This window comes from Micromonospora globbae (genome assembly GCF_036184225.1).
GTDB classification, from domain to species: Bacteria; Actinomycetota; Actinomycetes; order Mycobacteriales; family Micromonosporaceae; genus Micromonospora; species Micromonospora globbae.
The window spans coordinates 6,649,597-6,671,816 of the sequence record NZ_CP108084.1 but is presented as its reverse complement, the minus strand read 5'-3'; the positions used below and the strand labels follow the sequence as shown (position 1 = coordinate 6,671,816).

The 22,220-nt window shown below is 73.7% G+C and carries 13 protein-coding genes; 2 read left to right on the top strand and 11 right to left on the bottom strand.

Going from position 1 to position 22,220, the window contains the following annotated elements:
* Nucleotides 1-21: 21 nt before the first annotated feature.
* The gene (locus tag OG994_RS30575) at nt 22-1,572 is read left to right on the top strand and encodes a GGDEF domain-containing protein (protein ID WP_120330442.1); all 1,551 of its coding nucleotides are present in this window, start codon (nt 22-24) and stop codon (nt 1,570-1,572) included.
* A 50-nt stretch (nt 1,573-1,622) separates the two neighbouring features.
* Here the strand turns inward: OG994_RS30575 and prfA are convergent, their stop codons facing one another.
* A complete protein-coding gene (prfA, locus tag OG994_RS30570; protein ID WP_328851741.1) occupies nt 1,623-2,711 on the bottom strand; it encodes a peptide chain release factor 1 in 1,089 nt (362 codons plus the stop codon).
* A 126-nt stretch (nt 2,712-2,837) separates the two neighbouring features.
* Nucleotides 2,838-3,062, bottom strand: a complete 225-nt coding sequence (rpmE, locus tag OG994_RS30565) for a 50S ribosomal protein L31 (protein ID WP_120330440.1) — start codon at nt 3,060-3,062, stop codon at nt 2,838-2,840.
* Nucleotides 3,063-3,375: 313 nt separating this feature from the next.
* Between rpmE and OG994_RS30560 the strand changes: the two genes are divergently transcribed.
* On the top strand, nt 3,376-4,272 hold the full coding sequence (locus OG994_RS30560; protein ID WP_328851740.1) for a phosphatase domain-containing protein: 897 nt from the start codon (nt 3,376-3,378) through the stop codon (nt 4,270-4,272).
* A 59-nt stretch (nt 4,273-4,331) separates the two neighbouring features.
* Here the strand turns inward: OG994_RS30560 and OG994_RS30555 are convergent, their stop codons facing one another.
* The 9 genes from OG994_RS30555 to argS all read right to left on the bottom strand — a co-directional run bounded on the left by OG994_RS30555 (nt 4,332) and on the right by argS (nt 22,190).
* Nucleotides 4,332-7,811: a phosphodiester glycosidase family protein gene (locus tag OG994_RS30555; RefSeq protein ID WP_328851739.1), complete on the bottom strand. Its 3,480-nt coding sequence runs from the start codon at nt 7,809-7,811 to the stop codon at nt 4,332-4,334.
* A gap of 306 nt (nt 7,812-8,117) precedes the next feature.
* Nucleotides 8,118-10,142 (bottom strand): transcription termination factor Rho, encoded by a 2,025-nt coding sequence (gene rho / locus OG994_RS30550; protein ID WP_328851738.1) that lies wholly within the window; start codon nt 10,140-10,142, stop codon nt 8,118-8,120.
* Between the two features lie 297 nt (nt 10,143-10,439).
* The gene (thrB, locus tag OG994_RS30545; RefSeq protein WP_328851737.1) at nt 10,440-11,384 is read right to left on the bottom strand and encodes a homoserine kinase; all 945 of its coding nucleotides are present in this window, start codon (nt 11,382-11,384) and stop codon (nt 10,440-10,442) included.
* Nucleotides 11,385-11,451: 67 nt separating this feature from the next.
* Nucleotides 11,452-12,696: an MFS transporter gene (locus OG994_RS30540; protein WP_328851736.1), complete on the bottom strand. Its 1,245-nt coding sequence runs from the start codon at nt 12,694-12,696 to the stop codon at nt 11,452-11,454.
* A gap of 234 nt (nt 12,697-12,930) precedes the next feature.
* The gene (locus tag OG994_RS30535; protein ID WP_328851735.1) at nt 12,931-16,209 is read right to left on the bottom strand and encodes an efflux RND transporter permease subunit; all 3,279 of its coding nucleotides are present in this window, start codon (nt 16,207-16,209) and stop codon (nt 12,931-12,933) included.
* A gap of 341 nt (nt 16,210-16,550) precedes the next feature.
* Entirely contained in the window at nt 16,551-17,600 is a 1,050-nt protein-coding gene (gene thrC / locus OG994_RS30530) for a threonine synthase (protein ID WP_328851734.1), read from the bottom strand.
* Between the two features lie 205 nt (nt 17,601-17,805).
* Nucleotides 17,806-19,125, bottom strand: coding sequence for a homoserine dehydrogenase (locus OG994_RS30525; protein WP_328853834.1), 1,320 nt, complete (start codon nt 19,123-19,125; stop codon nt 17,806-17,808).
* Between the two features lie 8 nt (nt 19,126-19,133).
* Nucleotides 19,134-20,519 carry a diaminopimelate decarboxylase gene (gene lysA, locus OG994_RS30520; RefSeq protein ID WP_120330431.1) on the bottom strand — a complete coding sequence of 462 codons (1,386 nt, stop codon included), beginning with the start codon at nt 20,517-20,519 and terminating at the stop codon, nt 19,134-19,136.
* 3 nt (nt 20,520-20,522) lie between these two features.
* Complete coding sequence (argS, locus tag OG994_RS30515) at nt 20,523-22,190, bottom strand: arginine--tRNA ligase (RefSeq protein ID WP_328851733.1); 1,668 nt, start codon at nt 22,188-22,190, stop codon at nt 20,523-20,525.
* Between the last annotated feature and the right edge of the window lie 30 nt (nt 22,191-22,220).

The following is a 22,220-nucleotide window of genomic DNA, read 5'->3' as shown; positions in this document are numbered from 1 at the left end:
GCAGCCGACAGGAGGTCGCTGGTGGGTTGGCTCGACCGGGTCGGTGACCAGGTTGACGCGCTGACGCAGTCGCGGGCGTTGCAGGAGTCCAGCCGTTCCGCCGAGGCGTACACGGTGCTCGAGCGGGTCCTGCACACCACGACCGATCCCCGCACGCGCGCCGACGCGCTCGTGCAACGCCTCTCCGCCCTGATCAATCTCGGACGTACGGCGGAGTTCACCCGGGCCATCGAGGAGGCCTCCGCGGCCGTCCGCGACCTCCCGGAGCCCTACCTGCACGGCCACCTCAACGCGCTGGCCGCGCTCGCCGCCCACCACCAGGGCGCGCTCGACCGCTGCGTCACCCACCTGGTCAAGGCCGCCCGCGCGCTGAACGCCGTCGAGGACCCGGACCGGGACACCGCCTGGGGCTGGCACGACCTCGCCATGGCGTACTCCTACCTCAGCTTCCACGGGTACGCCCTGGGCGCCATCGAGCGGGCCCGGCAACTCGGCCTCACGGCCGGCATCCCCGAGGAGACGTTCGCCGCACCCGGCATCCGGCTGCGCAACGCCGTCGCGCTGGACCACAACGGGGACAGCGACGGCTGCCTGCGGGTGCTCCGCGACGTGGCCTCCGACCTCGCCCGCTTCCTCCGGAGCGGGCGGGCCGGCCGGCTGCGCCCCAGCAGCCTCGCCGCGTACGGCTACGCGGCGGCCCGACGCGCCGCGCTCGGCGACGAGATCGAGCCCGGCGACGAGGCCGCGCCCGCCCGGCTGCTCGCCCACGGCGGCGACAGCGCCCGGGCCCGCGACATGCGTGACCTCGGCACGGTCTGCCTCGCCATCGCCGCCGGCCGGCCCATCGAGGCGGTCACCCGGCTGGACTCCGTACGGGTGTCGAGCGAGACGCTCGGCGCCGCCGAGCCGGCGCGGCTGCGCAGCATCGCGCTGGCACGGGCCGGCGACCACGCGGCGGCGCACCGGGTGGACCGGCTGGCGTTCCGGCTGGCGGCCCAGCGCAACGACCGGCTGCGGGACGTCTACATCGACGGCATCGCGGCCCGGATCGACCACGAGGAGATGCGCCGGGAGGCCGCGCGCTACGAGGGCGAGGCGCTCACCGACCCGCTGACCGGGCTGCCGAACCGGCGCCGGCTGGAGCGCTACATCGCCAGCGTCGTCGCCCGCGGCGAGCGCGTGGTCATCGGGGTCTGCGACCTGGACGGCTTCAAGGCGGTCAACACGCGCCACGGACACCACTCGGGTGACCTGGTGCTCCAGCGCATCGCCGGGGTGATCAACCGGGTGATGCGCCGGGGCGACTTCGTGGCCCGCTACGGCGGCGACGAGTTCGTCGTGGTGCTGCCCGGCGCCGGCATGGCCGAGGCCACCGAGGTGGCCCGCCGTATCGGCGCGGCGGTCGCCAGCGAGGACTGGGAGGCGCTCGTCCCCGGCACGCCGGTCGGCGTGAGCGTCGGCTTCGCCGAGGTCTCCGGCACCGGGTCGGCGCTACGCGACGCGCTCAGCACCGCGTTCGAGGAGGCCGACCGGGCGATGCTGCGCGCGAAGACCCGCCCGCGCGCCTCCTGACCCGTCGCTGCGGTCGAAGCTGCGGGGGCCGGACCGGACGCGGGGCGGGATCAGCGACGGGCGAGTTCGGCGTCGCCGGCCAGGCGGGCGGCACGGTCGGCCTCGGCCAGCGCGTCCAGCACGCCGTCCAGCTCGCCGGCGAGGGCCAGGTCGAGGTTGTACGCCGTGTAGCCGATCCGGTGGTCGGTGATCCGGTTCTGCGGGAAGTTGTAGGTGCGGATCCGCTCGGACCGGTCGACCGTGCGGACCTGCGCCTTGCGCGCGTCCGAGGCGGCCGCGTCGGCCTGCTCCTGCGCGGCGGCCAGGAGCCGGGCGCGCAGGATGCGCATGGCCTGCTCGCGGTTCTGCAGCTGCGACTTCTCGTTCTGGCAGGAGACCACGATCCCGGTCGGCAGGTGGGTGATCCGGACCGCCGAGTCGGTGGTGTTCACCGACTGACCGCCCGGGCCGGACGAGCGGAAGACGTCGATCCGCAGGTCGTTGGGGTCGATCGTGACGTCGACCTCCTCGGCCTCCGGGAGCACCAGCACACCGGCGGCGCTGGTGTGGATCCGGCCCTGCGACTCGGTGACCGGGACCCGCTGCACGCGGTGCACCCCGCCCTCCCACTTGAGCCGGGACCAGACGCCGTTGCCCCCCTCCGGCACACCCTTGCTCTTGATGGCCAGCGAGACGTCCTTCACCCCGCCCAGGTCGGAGTCCTGCGAGTCGATCACCTCGACCAGCCAGCCCCGCCGCTCGGCGTACCGGGTGTACATCCGCAGCAGGTCGCCGGCGAACAGGGCGGACTCCTCGCCACCCTCGCCCGCCTTGATCTCGACGATGACGTCCTTGGCGTCGTGCGGGTCCCGGGGGATGAGCAGCTCCGCCAGGCGCTCCTCGAGCGCGGGCAGGGACGCCGCGATCGACTCGGCCTCGGCCGCGAAGGACGGGTCCTCGGCGGCCAGCTCCCGCGCGGCGGCCAGGTCGGCCCGCGCCTGCGCCAGCTCACCGGCCGCCTTGTGCAGCGGCACCAGCTCGGCGTACCGGCGGCCGACCCGCCGCGCGGTGGCCTGGTCGGCGTGGATGCCCGGGTCGGCCAGCCGCTTCTCCAGCTCGGCGTACTCGTCGAGGAGAGCGGTCAGACGCTCGCTGCTCATGCTGCGGATGCTCCTTCGACGGCGGGGAGGACGGGGGTACGGGCCGGCGGCGCGGCCGGGAAACGGCCGCAATACGGACGGCGCCCGCGTCCGGTGCGGAACCGGACGCGGGCGCCGAACGAGGAGCTACTTGCCCTTCTTGGCCTGAACCTTGGCGTACTTCTGCTGGAACTTGGCGACCCGGCCGGCGGTGTCGAGCACGCGCTGCTTACCGGTGTAGAACGGGTGGCAGGCGCTGCAGGTCTCGACGTGGATCGCCCCGCCCTTGGCGGTGCTGCGGGTCGTGAAGGTGTTGCCGCAGGAGCAGGTGACCTCGGTGGTCACGTACTCCGGGTGGATGTTGGGCTTCATGTCGCCTCGGTCCTTTCGTCGGTGGTCGCCGGGTCGCCGTCACCACCCGCCGCTCCGTACGACGGGCTCGGGCGTGAACCGGAACCGGTGGCCGATTGACCAGTGTGCCATGGGCGCGGGCCGGGCCCGTCATCGGGCGGCACAGCAGGTCCGGCATCGACAACGCCCGGCATCCTTCCGGCATTCCCGCCGGCCGGCGGGGCATTCACGGGGCTCCGGTGCGGGCCGGCGTACCCCGGACGGGGCACGATCGACCCGGAACGCGGCGGTGGTCAACGGCCGCCGGAGGTCGACGGACACGGAGGTGAGCGGTATGCCCCGCCTGATCGCGACCCGAGGTCTGCCCGCCTCGGGGAAGACCACCTTCGCACGGCGGCTCCAGCCGTCCGTGGTCCGCGTGAACCGGGACGACCTGCGGCGGATGCTGCACGGCGAGCGCCTCTTCACGCAGTGGGCGGAGGCGCAGGTGACCGTCGCCCAGCGGGCGCAGGTCGAGGCGCTGCTGCGGGCCCGGGCCGACGTCTGTGTCGACGACACCAACCTGCGGGCGCGGACGCTGCGCGACTGGGCCGAGTTGGCCGCCCGGTACGGCGCCGAGTTCGAGGTGCACGACTTCACCGACGTGCCGCTGGACGAGTGCCTGCGCCGGGACGCGACGCGGCCCGAGGCGGACCGGGTCGGCGAGGCCGCCATCCGGCGGCTGCACGCGCGCTACCTCGAGGGACGGCCCCTGCCGCTGCCGGTGCCGCAGGCCCGCACGGGCCGCCCGGCCCGGGTGCACCCGGCGCCGACCGGGGCGCCGGAGATCGTCCTCGTGGACATCGACGGCACCGTGGCGCTGAACGTGTCCCGCAGCCCGTACGACATGACCCGGGTCGGCGAGGACCAGCCGAACGAGGCGGTGATCGCGGCCGTGCGCGCCATGCACTCGGCCGGGTACGGGGTGGTGTTCTGCTCCGGTCGGGACGCCTCGGCGCGGGCGGACACCGTGGCGTGGCTGGCCCGGCACGTCCGGGTGCCGTACCTCGCCCTGCACCTGCGGGCGGTCGGCGACTCCCGCAAGGACTCGGTGGTCAAGCGGGAGATCTACGAGCGGGAGATCCGGGACCGGTACCGGGTGGTCGGCGTCTTCGACGACCGTGTCCAGGTGGTCCGGATGTGGCGCGCCCTGGGTCTCACCGTGTTCCAGGTGGCCGACGGCGACTTCTGACCGTGCGAGCGGGGCCCCTCCTCGACCGGTCCGGCCGGGGAGGGGCCCCGCTGGCCACCTCAGGCGGCGGCGCGGCTCGCGGCGGCGGTGGTGACCGTGGCCTCGGCGCGGACGCCGTTGACCGTCACCGCGAGCACCAGCGAGGCGCCGGACCGCAGCGCCACGAGCCGGCCGGTGGCCGGGTCGAACCAGGCCGCGTGCCACGGCCGCAGGCCCGTCACCGGCCCGACGTGCACGTTCGGGGAGGCGGACCAGTCCGCGCTGACCGGCGCGGCCACCGGCACGGCCCGTCCGCCCGGCTGTTGGAGCGTCGCGGCGACGGTCACCGGGACGCCCACCTCGATGCTCGCCGGCGCCGTCACGGTGACCGCGTCCGTGTGGGCGTGGACCTCGGCCGCCACCCAGCGCGGCCCCTCGGCGAGCGGGCTGCGCCGGGCCCGGTCGGCCTCGGCGGCGGTGACCGGGTCGACCCCGAACTCCGTCCAGCCGGTGAAGCCGCCGCGGTCGGCGGGGGTCGACGGCGTCTTGCCCGAGTTGCCGTTGACGACGTACGGGACGCCGTCCACCCGCTCGGCGTGGAAGGTGCCCACGTGGCCGCCGACGAAGAGCGCGCCCTTGCCGGTGCGGTGCTGGAAGTCGGCCAGCCACTGCTCCAGCAGCGCCGCCTCCTTGCGGTCACCGAGCTGGCTCGCCTTGGCCGGGGTGGGGTCGCGCGGCGGGTGGTGGTGCAGGACGACCACCGAGCCGACCGTCGGGTCGGTGGCGGCCGAGTCGAGCGCCGCGCGCAGCATGCGGACCTGGTCGAAGCCGCCACCACGCAGCGAACCGGTGGACGTGTTCAGCGTCACGAACCGGGTGCCCCGGTGGTCGAAGGTCCGGTACGTGTCACCGAACACGGCCTGGAAGTTGCCGATCGGCGCCCCCATGATCTCGTGGTTGCCGGGCACGTAGTACCAGGGAACGGCGTCCCCCAGCTCCTCGTCGAGCAGCCGCTTCGCCAGCGCGAAGTCCTCCGGGTACGCGGTGTCCACGAGGTCACCGTTGACGACCAGGAAGTCCGGCCGTGCCGCCCGGATCTCACGCAGCGTGCGGCGGGCCTGGGCGACCAGCTCGCTGTCCGGGTCGGCGGCCACGAACTGCGCGTCGGACATCACGGCGAAGCGCCACGGCGCGCCGTCGACCGTGCCGTCGGTGACGACCACCCGGTCGGTACGCGACGGCTCGGCGGGCGCGTCCACCGACGGCGGCACCTTCGCCACCAGGTCGTCGATGACGATCTCGCTGGTGTACTGGGCGGCGGCGTTGGTCTCCGCCACGTAGAACCGCCGGATCCGCACCGGGTACTGCACCCCGGCGGGGACCGCGAACTCGACGTACCGCCATCCGGTCCAGGTGATGTACGGCCCCCGCAGCACGTGCTGGGTGTCCTGGGCGTCGTGCAGGTGCAGGCTCGGCCACTCCCCCTTGCCGTTGCCGTGGATCCACATGCCGAACGCCTGCGGCTGGCCGGGCACCTCGATCCAGGCGGGCGGGTCGGCGTACGCGGCCCGGGTGCCGGTCGACTGGCTGAAGTCGTACGTCATCTTCAGGCCGGTGCCGGTGTGGCCCGGCGCCGGCGCGACGGAACCGCTCGCCCGTGCCTGGCTGAACTTCCAGGCGGACGCGTCCTCGAAGTCGGCCACCGGCTGGTCGGTGAGGCCCACGGTCACCGCGATCACGGTCTTCTTCGTTCCGACGTGGACGGTGACCAGCCCGGAACCGGAGTCGCGCAGCGCCGTGACGACCAGGTTGCCGTCGGCGTTCGGCGCGATGCGGAGCAGGTCGCGGTCGTAGTCGAGCTTCAGGTCGGCGGGCTCGATCGGTGCGGTGTTCCCCTCGGCGTCGAGGCCGACGACGCCGAACAGGGAGCTGCCGTCGCGACCGGTCAGACCGATGCGCTCGACCGTGGAGTCGATCCGCTGCAACGGCCCGAGCACCGTGAGGTCCAGGGAGCCCTCCGCCCGGCCCCGGCTGGCCGTCACGGTGGCGGCGCCGGGGACCAGGGCGCGGAACACGCCGTCGCGGTCGACCCGCCCGTGCACCGCCGGGGTGACCCGCCAGGTGGGTGCGCCGGCCGCCGGCCCGTACGTCTCGTCGTGTCCGGCGGCGGTGAGCCGGCGGGTGAGCCCGGGGAAGACCCGGTCGGGCCGGCCGCCCCGCACCGGGGAGACGCCCGGCGCGGCCGTGGGGTCGCTGGCCGTCTCCACCCAGAAGCCGGTCAGCCGCCCGCTGCCCTGCGGTGCGTAGAGGGCGAGACCGTTGGGGACCGGGCGCTCCGAGCCGTCCGACGGGGTGTTCTCGACCTGGACGGTCGCCGCGCCGGGCTCGCGGGCGAGCAGCGTCGACGAGCCGCCGCCGTCGAGGTTGAGCGCGTGGTGGGCGCCCAGCTCGGCCATCATGCGGCCCATTTCGGTCTGGGTGACGCCCCGGCTGTCGACGTGGCGGCCGTCCACCGTCAGCATGATCATCTTGCGTCCGTCGGCGGTGAAGCCGACGGCCGTGCGCGGGGCCAGCGACGTGTCGGCGATCGTCTGCACCACGCCGTCGCGGACCAGCACGTTGCCGCCTCCCACGGCGGCGTGCAGGCGGCTGCCGTCCGACGGCTTCGGCTGCCAGGCCACGCTCACCGGGTCACCCGGTCGCAACCCGGCGAGCGCGTCGGCGCCCGCCTCCCGACCGAGCAGGATGGTGGTGCCGGCGGGCACCTGGCCGCTGCCGGCGGCCGAGGCCACGCCGGTGACGCGGCCGTCGACCACCGTGACCTCGGTGACGCGCGCCGCGCCCGCCACCGCACGTTCCCGGGTGTACGACCCCCAGAGCGCGGTGAACACGCCGATGCCGCCGGCCTGGACCATGTTGTTGAACTGGGTGAGCGGGACCGGACCGGTGGGCAGGGTCGCGGTGCCGTCGAAGTTCACCTCGATCACCCGGCCGACGCCCTCGGTGGTCACGGCCACCGCGTTGCGGTGCCCGCTGACCGCCGACTGGATCAGCTCGCCGCTGCGGATGCCGACGCCCTGGGCGGCGCCGGAGTTGTTGATGTCGAAGAAGTCGCCGTTGACGGCCGCGACGGCACGGGTGCGGTCCACGGCGGCGCGCAGGGGTTCGGCCCGGCTCACCGCGCCCGAGTTGACGTAGTCGACGGTGACACCGCCGCTCAGGTCGGCGGTGAGCGCGTCGGCGCGCAGCCAGCCGTCCGCGTCGTAGCGGTCGAACGAGGTGAGCTGGACGCCCGGCGCGACCGGCCGGGTCTTCTTCGCGGTCTCCAGGCCGCCGGCCGGTTCCACACCGCCCGCGGCGGCCGGACCGGCCTGCCGGGACGGGGCGAGGGCGACCGGCTCGGAGGTCAGGGACGAGGCGCGCGGGGCGTCCTCGGCGAGGGTGCCGGACGGGCCGGCCGCGGGCGTCGGTGGGGCGGCACCGACCGGGAGCGGACCGGCCAGGGTGAGCAGGGGCGTCAGCAGCAGGACGCCGGCGAGGGATCGTCTGCGGGTACGCATGGACGACAGTCAACCGGACGGTGAATAGAAGTTTCAATAGGCGACGCCTTAACCGAAGGAAAACTTCGACGGCGTCGTGGCCCCGGCCGCCGTCCACTCGCGACCGCCGGCTCACCCGGGAGCCACGACCGCCGGCTCACCCGGGAGCCGCGGCTGCCGGCGGGCGCCGGACGCGCATCCGACAGCGGGACCGGCGCACGGACACCGGATGGGGACGCGGTCGTCGGGCGTCGAGCGACCGGACGCGGACACGACGAAGGGCACGGCCGTGGCCGTGCCCTTCGTGGGTTCCCCCGTCGGGAGAGGTCACTCCCCCGGCGTGGACTTCGCGATCTGCATGAGGAACTCGATGTTGGTGCGGGACTGCTTCAGGCGGTCCAGCAGCAGGTCCAGCGCCGCCTGCGAGTCCAGCGAGTGCAGGACCTTGCGGAGCTTGTGGATGATGGCCAGTTCCTCCGGCGCGAGCAGGATCTCCTCCTTGCGCGTGCCGGACGGGTGGATGTCGATGGCCGGGAAGGTCCGCTTGTCGGCGATCTTCCGGTCCAGCTTCAGCTCCGCGTTACCGGTGCCCTTGAACTCCTCGAAGATGACCGTGTCCGCCATGGAGCCGGTCTCGACCAGCGCCGTGGCGAGGATGGTCAGGGAGCCGCCGTTCTCGATGTTGCGAGCCGCGCCGAGGAAGCGCTTCGGCGGGTAGAGCGCCGTGGAGTCGATACCACCCGACATGATCCGGCCGCTGGCCGGCGCCGCCAGGTTGTACGACCGGCCGAGCCGCGTCACCGAGTCGAGCAGCACGACGACGTCGTGACCCAGCTCGACGAGGCGCTTCGCCCGCTCGATCGCCAGCTCCGCCACCGTGGTGTGGTCCTGCGGCGGACGGTCGAACGTGGCCGCGATGACCTCGCCCTTCACCGACCGCTGCATGTCGGTGACCTCTTCGGGCCGCTCGTCCACGAGCACCACCATGAGGTGGCACTCCGGGTTGTTGCGCGTGATCGCGTTCGCGATCGCCTGCAGCACCATCGTCTTGCCCGCCTTCGGCGGCGACACGATGAGCGCCCGCTGGCCCTTGCCGATCGGCATCACGAGGTCGATGACACGGGTGGTCAGGATGTGCGGCTCGGTCTCCAGCCGCAGTCGCTCCTGCGGGTAGAGCGGGGTGAGCTTGTAGAACTCGGGGCGGCGCTTGGCCTCCTCGGGCTCCATCCCGTTGATCGTGTCGAGGCGGACCAGCGGGTTGTACTTGTCCCGCCGCTGCTCGCCCTCCCGGGCCGCGCGGACCGCACCGGTGATCGCGTCACCGCGGCGAAGGCCGTACTTCTTGATCTGGGACATCGACACGTACACGTCGTTCGGGCCGGCCAGGTAGCCGGTCGTCCGTACGAAGGCGTAGTTGTCGAGCACGTCGATGATGCCGGCCACCGGGACGAGCACGTCGTCCTCGCTGACCTGCGGCTCGCGACCGCCGTCGCCGCCCTCGGAGCGCTCGCCCCGGCCACGGCGACGGTCCCGGAAGCGGCTGCGCCGGCCACGCCGGCCGCCGCTCTCGCCGTCCTCCTCGCCGTCGGTGTCCCGCTCGGCACGCTGGCCCCGCTCGTTGCGGTCGCCACGGTCGTTGCGCTCGGCCCGCTCGCCACGCTCACCGCGCTCGGCACGGTCGGCCCGGTCGCCACGCTCACCGCGCTCGGCCCGGTCGCCGCGCTCCGCACGCTCACCGCGCTCGCCACGCTCACCGCGCTCGGCCCGGTCGCCGCGCTCCGCACGCTCGCCACGCTCGCCGCGCTCCGCGCGCTCGGCACGCTCCGCACGCTCACCGCGCTCGGCACGCTCACCGCGCTCGCGTCCGCCGCGGTCGGCGCGCTCGCCGGCCTCGGCCTCGTCGGTGCGCGTCTCCGCCGTACGCGCCTCGGCGGCTCGCGCCTCCGCGGCGGCGCCCCGGCGCCGGGTCCGGCCACGGCCCTCCGTCTCGACGGTGGCCTGCTCGGCGGGCGCCTGCTCGGCGGTACGCCGCTCGGCCTCCGGCCGCTCGGTGGTCTCCCGGACCTCGGCGTGCACCTCTTCCCGCGCGGGAGCGGCCGCGGCCGCGACCTCGGCCCGCGGTCGAGGGGTCCCGGCGGCGGCGCCCTGCCGCTCGGTGATCGCGCTGATCAGCTCGCCCTTACGCATGCGAGCCGTGCCGGAGATGCCGAGCGACGCGGCCAGGCTCTGGAGCTCTGGCAGCAGCATCGCCGACAGACCGGTGCCGCCACGCCGACGACGGGTGGGAGCGGCGTTGGTGGCTTCGCCAGCGACGTTGGAAACATCCGACGTCACGTCGGTGGTGTCGCTCAATGGATTCCTTCCCTCGATAGGCCGGGACTGCCCGGAGTCGACAGAGCAGGTGGCCGGGCGGCCTCGGTGCACCCGCCTCGCACGAACGCGGCGCGGGAGTCTGTAACACAGCAGCCGGTCGGTTTCCCGACTCACCAACATCGGTGAGCAGGTCTCGCCGTCTGCGGCGACCTGTGGAAACTGCGGTGCGGCGTTGGGCCTTGGCAGGGGTGACGGGCTGACCGCCGAGAGCTTCGGGGGTGCGCCGACCCGCAGGAAGATCGCATGCTTCGCGGCTGTGCTAAGTCTAGAGCGTAATCAACTCTTCCGACCTGCGGCAACAGGGTCCCGCTCGGCGTGTCCAAGTCTACCCCGGGCGACCCGGGCACCGCTGACATCTATCGGTAACCGCCAGACCTGCCAGTCTCTTCCCGGGTCGAAGCCCTCGGGCGGATCGCTGAGCGCGAGCACAGTTGGACCCGCCCCGCTGACCACAGCGGCCACACCGGCCTCACGCAGCGCACGCACCAGGGCGGCCGTGGCCGGCATGCCGGCGGCCCGGTAGTCCTGGTGCAGCCGGTCGACGGTGGCCGGCAGCAGCAGCGTCGGGTCGGTGGTGATGGCGTGCACGAGCAGGGCCGCCCGCCCGGCCGTCAACGCCGCGTCGCCGTGCGGCACGGTGGCGGGCAGCGCCGCCCGGGCCTCCGCGGTCAGCCCGCGCTCGGTGGGCACGTAGACAGTGGGGCGTACGCCCTCCGCGACCTCGCGGGAGACGGCCCGGGCCCCGGTGGGCTCGGTCCAGGCGACGGTGAACCCGCCGAGCAGGCACGGCGCCACGTTGTCGGGATGCCCCTCCAGCTCGGCGGCGAGCCGGAGCACCGCCCCGTCGTCGAGCCGGCGCTCGCCGTCGGTCACCAGCGCCCGGGCCAGCAACACCCCCGCGACGATGGCCGCCGACGACGACCCCAGCCCGCGCGCCTGCGGGATGCGGTTGACACACTCCACGGCGAGGCCCGTGGGTCGCGCGTCGAGCCGCTCGAAGGCCGCGCGCATCGACCGGACCACCAGGTGCCGGTCGTCGTCGGGCAGCTCGCCCGCGCCCTGCCCGGTCACCGTCACGCGCACCCCGGTCGGCACGATCTCGGCGCTCACGTCGTCGTGGAGACCGAGGGCGAGCCCCAACGCGTCGAAGCCCGGCCCCAGGTTGGCGCTGGTGGCGGGGACCCGGACCCGGACCGGCCCGGCGATGAAGTTCGTCGGCACGGGCTCATGCTAGGACCGGGGACCGACGGTCCCGGATCTCGGCCCGAGCGGTGGGACGACGGCGGGGTCAGCGGGCCGTGTCGGGGGCCGGTTCGGGAACCGGGTCGGTGAGGGAGAGCCGGCGGGTGGCGAAGCGCCAGCCGACGGCGTACACGAGGGTGACCAGCCCGCAGCCGGCGAGCACCACCCGCTCGTCCACGGTGTCCACGACCGCCGCCACGACGAGCTGACTGATCGAGACGGCGAGCGTCGCCAGCATCATGTCGGTGGCGAACACGCGACCGCGCAGCCGGTCCGGCACCTCGCCCTGGAGGGCGAAGTTCGACATCACCCAGTTGCTGCCGCCCGCGAGGTGCGCCACGAACACGAGCAGCAGCACGAGCGGGAACCAGCCCGCCACCGAGGTGCCGAGGTAGGCCAGCCCGTAGAGGGACATCGACAGCGCCAGGCCGGGCAGCAGCCAGGACCGGTTGGTGAGCACCCGGCGCATCAGGATCGGCCCGACCAGCGCGCCCGCACCGCGGACCGCGAAGAGCAGACCCGTGCCGGACGGGCCGGCCCCGTACACCTCGGCGAGCAGCGGGAATACGGTCAGCACCCCGTTGCCGAGGCCGACCGCCGACTTCACGGTGACCAGCGCCAGCACGCGCGGCCGGTGCCCGATGTAGCGCAGCGCCTCGCCCACCGCCGCCCAGGCCCGCTGCGGGGCGAGGTCGGCCTCCCGGGGCGCCTGGAGGGGCCGCCGGATGGTCGCGGCGAGGACCGCGGCGAGCGCCAGGCCGACCGCGGCGATCCAGAAGCAGGCGTACGCGCCGACCCGGTCGCTCAGCACACCGCCGAGCGAGGCGCCGACGACCGTCATCGTGCCCCACGCCGATCCGGCGACCGCGTTTCCGGCCGCCAGTTCGTCGGGGTCGAGCACGTTGGGCAGGGCCGCCTGGGCGGCCGGCGAGTAGAAGCCCTTGGCGACGGCGATCACCGCGATCGCCACCATGGCGAGCCACGCGGTGCCCGCGCTGCGTACGCCGAGCAGGAGCAGCACCCCGGCCAACGCCGCCACGTTGGCCACCATCATGATCTTGCGGCGGTCGAACCGGTCGGCGAGGGTGCCGGTGAACGGCAGCAGCAGCGCCACGACCCCGGTGTCGACGGCGAGGACCAGCGCTCCCCACACGCCGCTCCCCGTGAGGTCCGGGAGCAGCACGAGCAGCGGGACCATGACGAACCAGTCCGACCCGAAGACCACCAGCTCGGCCAGGAAGAGATTGCGGAAGCTCCGGTTCCGGGTGAGGACCGACAGGGTGGACGCCACGGAGCAGGACCCTACCCCGCCCCGGAACGTCTCCCCGTGCGCGCCGCCCCCGGCGCGGCCACCCTGTTGATCATGAAGTTGTTGCCGCCCGCGACGGCGTGTCGTGGCAACAACCTCATGGTCGACGCCGGCGGCCGCCGGGACCGCGGACGCTCGGGTTGGAGGGGCGCCGGCGGAGACGGCGCGCCCCCGGCAGGCGCCGGCCTGCCGGGGGCGCGACCTTCGTCCGGTCGCCTATTCGGTCGGCGGCAACGGCGAGGTGCGGCTCTTCGGCAGCCGGAGCACCTCGAACTGGTCCGTACCGTCGACGAGCGCGGCCGAGGGCACGGGCCGCGGTTCGCCCGCCGGCTGCTCCGCCGCGCGGGCCGTCGCCGCCGCGCCGGCCGGGACCGGCTCGGGCCGAGGCTCCGACTCGGACGGGGTGCCCGCTCCGGTCGGCCCGGCGGACGGGCCGCCGGCACGCCGCCGGCGCCGCTCGCGCAGCGACTCCTTGGTGTTCTCCACCATCGTGTAGAGCGTCGGCACGAGGATCAGCGTCAGCACCGTGGAGCTGAGCAGACCGCCGATCACCACGACGGCCAGCGGCTGCGAGATGAAGCCGCCCTCGCCGGTGAGCCCGAACGCCATCGGCAGCAGCGCGAAGATGGTCGCCACCGCGGTCATCAGGATCGGCCGCAGCCGGTGCCGGCCGCCCTCGACGACCGCCTCCCGTACGCCCAGGCCCTGGTTCCGGTACTGGTTGATCAGGTCCAGCAGCACGATCGCGTTGGTCACCACGATGCCGACCAGCATGAGCACACCGATCAACGCCGGCACGCCGAGCGGGGTACCGGTGGCCAGCAGCAGGCCGATCGCGCCGGTCGCCGCGAACGGGATCGAGATCAGCAGGATGAGCGCCTGGGCCATGCTGCGGAAGGTGGCCACCATGATCAGGAAGACGATCGCGATGGCCGCGAGCACCGCCAGCAGCAGGTCGGCGAACGCATCCTCCTGGTCCGCGCTGACGCCGCCGATGGTGAACGTCGCGCCCGGCACGTCGATCGCGTCCAGCCGCTCGCGCAGCTCCTGTGTGGTGGCGCCGAGGTTCGAGCCGGTGGACGTACCGGTCACCGTCACGCTGCGCTCACCGTCGATCCGGGTGACCTGCTGCGGGCCCTCGGCCCGCTCGACCGTGGCGATGTCGCCGAGCCGCACCGGCCCGACGGGCAGGGCACGCAGCTCCTCGACGCTGACCGGCGCCTTGGCGGACAGGCGCAGCACGACGTCCTGCTGGCCGCCGTCGAGCGGGACCTGGCCGAGGGGGGCGCCCCGGAAGACCTGCGCCACGAGCTGGCCCACGGCGGCCTCGGTGAGTCCGGCCCGGCCGGCCTTCACCCGGTCGACGGTCACGTCGACCCGCGGCACCCGGTCGGCGAGGCTCGTCGTGACGTCCGCCACGTCCGGCGTGCCGGCCATCGCCTCGCGCGCCGCGTCCGCGGCCCGGCTCAGCACCTCCGGGTCGTCGGCCTGGACGATCACCTCGAGCTGGTTCGCGGAGGCGTCCTGGCCGCCGCCGAAGGTGAACTCGCCGGCGTCGCTGCCGAGGGCGTCGAACTCCTTGCGCAGCACCTCCCGCATCCGCGCGGCGTCGGTGTCGCCGCTCAGCGCGAGCGACCAGCTGGCCACGTTGTTCCGGCCGCCGCCGAAGAACGCCATGTCGCCGCCGCCGCCGGCCGTCACCTGGTACGTCTCGACGCCCGCCGTACGCTCCAGCACCGCCTCGACCTTGCGGGCCGCGGCGTCGGTCGCCGCCAGGCCCGTGCCGGCCGGCAGCTCCTGCCGGATGCTCAGCGTGTCCTGGCCGGAGTCGTCCAGGAAGTTCGTCTCCAGCCGGCTGCCCAGGCCGAGCGTGCCGAAGAGCACGAGCACGCCGAGCCCCAGGGTGATCCAGCGGGTACGCCGGGTGCGGGTGGCGAACCCGATCACCGGCAGGTAGCCCCGCTGCAACGGGCTGCGCAGCTCCTTCTCCTCGGCGGCCCGCCGGATCGCGGCGTGGTCCGCCGTGGCGCTCGGCGGCTTGAGGAACCAGTACGCGAGCACCGGGATGATGGTGAGCGCCACCAGCAGCGAGGCGAGCAGCGCCACCGTCACCGTGATCGCGAACGGGGCGAAGAGCTGCCCGACGAAGCCACCCACCAGCGCGATGGGGGCGAAGACGGCGACCGTCGTGAGGGTGGACGCGGTCACGGCGCCGGCCACCTCGCGGACGGCGTTGAGGATGGCGTCCCGCTTGGCCTCGCCGTACTCCAGGTGCCGTTTGATGTTCTCCAGCACCACGATCGAGTCGTCGACCACGCGGCCGACGGCGATGGTCAGCGCGCCGAGGGTCAGCAGGTTGAGCGAGTAGTCGCCGATCCAGAGCGAGATCAGCGCCACCAGCACGGACAGCGGGATGGAGACCGCCGTGACCAGCGTGGAGCGGACCGACAGCAGGAAGACCAGGATGACGACGACCGCCATCACCAGACCGAGCAGGCCCTCCGTGGTGAGGCTCTCGATGGACTTCTCCACGAACGGCGCCTGGTCGAACACGATGGTCAACTGGGCGCCGGAGGCGTCGGTGAGCGCGTCCAACCGGTCGCGGACCTCGTGCGAGATCTCCACGGCGTTGCCGTCCGGCGCGGCGGTGACGGCGATGCCCAGGCTGTCCTGGCCGTTGGTGCGGGTGATGGCCGTCGCCGGGGCGAGCGACTGCTCGACGGTGGCGATGTCGCCGAGCCGGACCGGGGTCGGGCCGGGGGCGACGACGATGCCGCGCAGGTCGTCCAGGCTCGCCACGGGCGTGCCGACCTGCACCGGCAGGGACATGCTGCCGTCGCCGACCGTGCCGGCGGGCACGGTGACGCCGTTCGTCCGCAGCGCCTCCCCGATTGCGGTCGGCTGGAGCTTCGCGGCGGCCAGCTTCGCCATGTCCGGCGTGACCACGACGATGTCGTCCCGGGTGCCGGTCAGCTCGACGGTACGGACGCCGTCGATCGCCTCCAGCTCGGGCAGGACGGTGGTACGCAGCTTGTCGGCGAGGGCCCGCTCGTCGCCGTCACCGGCCGCGGCGAGCACCAGGGCGGGCAGGTCGTCGGTGCTGCCCGCGATCACCTGCGGGTCCACGCTCTCCGGCAGCTGCGCGTCGATCCGGTTGAGCGACGTCTGCATCTTGTTGACGACGTCGTCCAGGTCGGTGCCGAACTCGAACATCACCTGGACGGTCGCCATGCCCTCGCGCGAGGTCGAGGTGACCTGCTCCAGCCCCGGAATGCCCTGGAGGCTGTTCTCGATCGGCTCGACGACCTGCGATTCGACGACCTCGGGGGCCGCGCCGGGGTACGCGGCCATGACGAACGCCGCGGGGAACTCCAGCGACGGCAGCAGCTGCTGCTTCAGCGACGGCACGGCGAACAGTCCGAACGCCGTGGTCACCACCGCGATGAGCGCGATGAGCGCTCGGTTGGCGAGACTGAATCTGGCGAGCAGCGACATCGGCCTGGCTCACTCCTAGGAAAGTCTGCGGGGCACGCAAAGTGTGCCCGATCCGCTCACCTCGCCCCGCGCCGGGTACAGCCCGTCAGCCCCCGTCCAGCCCGGCCCCAGCAACCCCTCAGCCCCCACCCAGTCCCGCCCGTCCCGGCCCCTGCCCCGGCCCATCCCCCGGGCCCGTCCCCGCCCTCCCCCCGGCCGTCCCGGTGATCATGAAGTTGTCGTCACGACACGCCGGCGCGGGTGGCAACAACGTCATGATCAACGCGTAGGCGCCCCCGGAGCGCGGACGGGCGCGGAGGGCCCGGGGGCGCGGACGGGCGGGGGCGCGGAGGGGGTGGGCGTCAGGCCAGGTCGAGGCTGCGGGCGGCGGCCAGGGGATCGTTGGCGATCGTGATCGGGGCGGGCGCCGTGGAGATGGCCCACTCCGGGTCCTTGAGGCCGTGCCCGGTCACCGTGCAGACCACGGTCGAGCCGGCCGGGATCCGTCCCTCCGCGGCCTGCTGCAGCAGCCCGGCCACGCTCGCCGCGCTGCCCAGCTCCACGAAGGCCCCGACCTCCCTCGCCAGCAGCCGGTACGCGGCGAGGATCTCCCGGTCGGTCACCGCGGAGATCAGGCCACCGGAGGCGTCCCGGGCGTCGATGGCCCGGGTCCAGCTAGCCGGGTTGCCGATGCGGATGGCGGTGGCGATGGTCGACGGCTCCCGCACCACCGCACCGGTGACCAGCGGCGCCGCGCCCGAGGCCTGGAAGCCGTACATGCGGGGGGCGCGCGTGGCGCGGCCGTCGGCGAGTTCCTCCGAGTACCCCATCCAGTACGCGGAGATGTTGCCGGCGTTACCGACCGGCAGGCAGTGGATGTCGGGGGCGTCGCCCAGCGCCTCGACGATCTCGAACGCCGCGGTCTTCTGCCCGTGCAGCCGGTCGACGTTCACCGAGTTGACGAGCGCGACCGGGTAGTCCTGGGCGAGCTTGGCGGCCAGCGCGAGGCAGTCGTCGAAGTTTCCGTTGACCTGGAGCAGCTTCGCGCCGTGCACCAGCGCCTGCGCCAGCTTGCCCAGCGCGATCTTGCCCTGCGGCACCAGCACGGCGCAGGTCAGGCCGGCGCGGGCCGCGTACGCCGCGGCGGAGGCGCTGGTGTTGCCCGTGGAGGCGCAGATGATCGCCTTGTTGCCCGCCTCGACGGCCTTCGAGACGGCGACCGTCATGCCCCGGTCCTTGAACGAGCCGGTCGGGTTGGCCCCCTCGACCTTCAGGTGGACGTCGCAGCCGAGCCGGGCCGACAGCACCGGCGCGGGCAGCAACGGGGTGTTCCCCTCGTGCAGCGTCACGACGGGCGTGGCGTCGGTGACCGGCAGCCGGTCCCGGTACGCCTCGATCAGACCCCGCCACATGTCGCTCTCCTCGCCTCGTCCGCCCCGCTGACCTGGGGACACGTCCAGCCTGGACCAGCCTGCCCGAGCGCCTCCGACCAGGCCCGCGAATACCCACCTGGCGGGACACGCCCACCGCTGCGGCGCCGGACGTGTCCCTGAGCCGCCCGGCCACCGGCCCGCCGCCAGCCGGCCACCCGGCCCCGCCGGTCACCCGGTCGACGACTCAGAACCCGCCCTCGACCCGGAGCACGCTGGTCACCGACCGGACGATGTCGAGGCCGCGCAGCTCGGCGACGGTGGCGGCGAGCGCGGCGTCCGGCGCGACGTGGGTGACGATCACCAGCTCGGCGTCACCGCCGCGCCCGGTGGTGCCGGCGGAGCCGTCCGCCGATCCCTGCCGTACGGTCGCGATCGACACGTCGTGCCGGGCGAAGACCCCCGCCACGGCGGCCAGAACGCCGGGACGGTCGGCCACGTCGAGGCGTACGTGGTAGCGGGTGAGCGCCTCACCCATGGGCCGCACCGGAAGGTCGGCGTACGCGCTCTCGCTGGCCGCCCGCACCCCGGCGAGCCGGTTGCGGGCGACCGCCACGACGTCGCCGAGCACCGCGCTGGCGGTCGGCGCGCCGCCCGCGCCCCGGCCGTAGAACATCAGCTGGCCGGCCGCCTCCGCCTCGACGAAGACCGCGTTGAACGCGTCGCCGACGCTGGCGAGCGGGTGCGTCAACGGGATCATCGCCGGGTGCACCCGGACGTTGACGGTTTCCCGGCCGGCGGCGTCGACGCCCCGGGCGGCGATGCAGAGCAGCTTGATGGTGCAGCCCATCGCCTTGGCGCTGGCCACGTCGGCGGCGGTGACCTCGGTGATGCCCTCCCGGTGCACGTCGGCCGCGCTCACCCGGGTGTGGAACGCCAGCGACGCGAGGATCGCGGCCTTCGCGGCCGCGTCGAAGCCCTCCACGTCGGCCGTCGGGTCCGCCTCGGCGTACCCCAGCTCGGTGGCCTCCTCGAGCGCCTCGGCGAAGCCGGCGCCGGTGGCGTCCATGGCGGAGAGGATGAAGTTCGTGGTGCCGTTGACGATGCCGGTGACCCGGGTGATCCGGTCGCCGTGCAGCGACTCGCGCAGCGGGCGCAGCAGCGGGATCGCCCCGGCCACGGCCGCCTCGTAGTAGAGGTCCGCGCCGCCCTCGGCGGCCGCGTCGTGCAGCGTCCCGCCGTCCTCGGCGAGCAGCGCCTTGTTCGCCGTCACCACGCTCTTGCCGGCGCGCAGCGCCTCGACCAGCCAGCCGCGCGCCGGTTCGATGCCGCCCACCACCTCGACCACGACGTCCACGTCGTCGCGTTTGACCAGGCCGAGCGCGTCGGTGGTGAACAGCGCCGGGTCGACCGGCAGGTCGCCGCGGTCACGGCCCAGCCGGCGTACGGCGATGCCGGCGATCTCCAGCGGGGCGCCGATGCGGGCGGCGAGGTCGGCCGACTGCTCGTGCAGCAGGCGGACCACCTCCCCGCCGACCGTGCCGCAGCCGAGCAGCGCCAGGCGCACAGGTGACGTCATCCAACATCCAATGCGAGCAGGTCCTCTTCGGTCTCCCGCCGGACGATCAGGCGCGCCTGGCCGTCGCGCACCGCGACCACCGGGGGGCGCGGCACGTGGTTGTAGTTGCTGGCCATGCTCCGGCAGTACGCGCCGGTGCCGGGCACTGCGACAAGATCTCCGGGCTGCACGTCGGCGGGCAGGAATTCATCCTTCACCACGATGTCCCCGGACTCACAATGCTTTCCCACCACGCGGGCGAGCATCGGGTCGGCGCCCGACGCCCGCGAGGCCACGGTGGCGGAGTACGAGGCGTCGTAGAGCGCGGTGCGGATGTTGTCGCTCATCCCGCCGTCGACGCTCACGTACGTGCGGATGCCGTCGACGTCCTTGACGGTGCCGACCTCGTAGAGGGTGAACATGGCCGGACCGACGATCGCCCGGCCCGGCTCGATGGACAGCCGCGGCACGGCGAGCCGCTCGGCCTCGCACTCGGAGTCGACGATCTTGCGCAGTCGCTTGGCCAGGTCGTGCGGGGTCGCCGGGTCGTCCTGCGTGGTGTACGCGATGCCGAAGCCGCCGCCGAGGTCCAGCTCGGGCAGTTCGACGCCGCGCGCGTCGCGGATCTGCGCCTGTAGCGCGAGCACCCGGCGGGCGGACACCTCGAAGCCGCTGGCGTCGAAGATCTGCGAGCCGATGTGCGAGTGCAGGCCGCGCAGCTCCAGCACGTCCTCGTCGAGGATCTTGAAGGCGGCCGCCGCGGCGGCGCCACCGGCCAGCGAGAAGCCGAACTTCTGGTCCTCGTGGGCGGTGGCGATGAACTCGTGTGTGTGCGCCTCCACGCCGACGGTGACCCGGACGAGCACGTTGGGGCGTACGCCCCGCTCGCGGGCCAGCGCCGTCAACCGGTCGATCTCGACGAACGAGTCGACGATGATGCGCCCCACCCCGGCGTCCAGCGCCCGGGCCAGCTCGGCGACGGACTTGTTGTTGCCGTGGAAGCCGATCCGCTCCGGCGGCATCCCCGCCGCGAGCGCGGTGGCCAGCTCGCCGCCGCTGCATACGTCGAGGTGCATGCCCTCCTCGTCGATCATCCGCACCACCGCGCGGCAGAGGAACGCCTTGCCCGCGTAGTAGACGTCGACGCCGGCGAAGGCGGCCCGGAAGTCGCGGCAGCGCGAGCGCAGGTCGTCCTCGTCGAGCACGTACACCGGGGTGCCGAACTCGGCGGCGAGGTCGCGCACGCTGAGCCCCGCGACGGCGAGCGCGCCGTCCGCGGCGCGCGCCACGTTGCGCGGCCACAGGTCCGGCACCAGGGCGTTGACGTCGACCGGCGTACGCAACCAGGCCGGCCCGCGGCTGCCGATCTCGCCGTGCAGCGCACCGGCCTCGTGAGCACGCATGTGCTACATCCTCTCGGGCGCGGAGACGCCGAGCAGGTGCAGGCCGTTGGCGATCACCGTTCGGGTGGCGTCGTTGAGCCAGAGCCGGGCCCGGTGCAGGTCGCTGACCTCCTCGTCGCCCTGCGGCAGGATCCGGCAGTTGTCGTAGAACCGGTGGTACGCCTGCGCGACGCTCTCCTCGAGGTAGCGGGCGACCCGGTGCGGTTCGCGCAGCTCGGCGGCGGTGGCCACCACGGACGGGAACTCGGCGAGCGCCTTGAGCAGCTCGTTCTCCTTCTCGTGGCTGAGCAGCTCGGGCCGGAACGCGTCGGCGTCGCCCCGGGTCAGCCCCACCTCGGCCGCGTTGCGGGCCACGCCGGCGGTGCGGGCCGCCACGTACTGCACGTAGTAGACCGGGTTGTCCCGGGTGGCCCGGGTCCACAGCTCCACGTCGATGTCGATGGGCGAGTCGCTGGAGTAGCGGGCCAGCGCGTACCGGGCGGCGTCGACCCCGATGGCGTCGACGAGGTCCTCCAGGGTGACGACCGTGCCGGCCCGCTTGCTCATCCGCACGGGGGCGCCGTCGCGGACCAGGTTGACGAGCTGACCGATGAGGATCTCGAGGTTCCGGTCCGGGTCGTCCCCGAAGCAGGCGACCATGGCCCGCATCCGGCCGATGTAGCCGTGGTGGTCGGCGCCCAGCATGATGACGACCCGCTCGAAGCCGCGCTCGCGCTTGTCGAGGTAGTAGGCGCAGTCCGCGGCGAAGTACGTCCACTCGCCGTTGGACTTGCGCAGCACCCGGTCCTTGTCGTCGCCGAACTCGGTGGTGCGCAGCCAGGTCGCGCCCTCGGCCTCGAAGACGTGCCCCTGCTCCCGCAGGCGGGTCAGGGCGAGGTCCAGCTCGCCGCGGTCGTGCAGGTCCTTCTCGTTGAAGTAGGTGTCGAACTCGACCCCGAAGTCGCGCAGCGACGACCGGATCTCGTCGAACATCAGCGCGACGCCCTCGACCCTGAAGACCTCCTGGGCCTCCGCGTCGTCGAGGGAGAGCACGTCCGGGCGCCGGGCCTGGACCTCCGCGGCGATCTCCGAGATGTACGCCCCGCCGTAGCCGTCCTCCGGCACCGGCTGGCCCTTCGCGGCGGCCAGCAGCGACCGGGCGAACCGGTCGATCTGCGAGCCCGCGTCGTTGAAGTAGTACTCGGTGCCGACGTCGGCGCCGGTGGCGCGGAGCAGCCGGCTCAGCGCGTCGCCGACCGCGGCCCACCGGACACCGCCGATGTGCACGGGACCGGTCGGGTTGGCGGACACGAACTCCAGGTTGATCCGCTGGCCGGCGAGACGATCACTGCGCCCGTACTCCGTACCGGCCTCGACGATCACGCGGGCGAGCTGGCCGGCGGCGGCGGCGTCGAGCCGGATGTTGAGGAAGCCCGGACCGGCGATCTCGACGGACTTGACCCCGGGCGCCTTGCCCAGCTCGTCGGCGAGGGCGCCCGCCAGCTCCCGCGGCGGCACGCCGACCTTCTTGCTCAGCTGCAACGCCAGCGTGGAGGCGTAGTCCCCGTGCTCGGGGTTGCGGGGTCGCTCGACGGTGGTCTCCCCGGGCAGCACGGCGGGGTCCAGACCCCGTTGGGTGAAGACGGCGTGGGCTGCGGCGAGGACGACCTCGGCGAGTTCTGCGGGAGTCACCGATCCATGGTATCGGGGGTAGACTCGGTG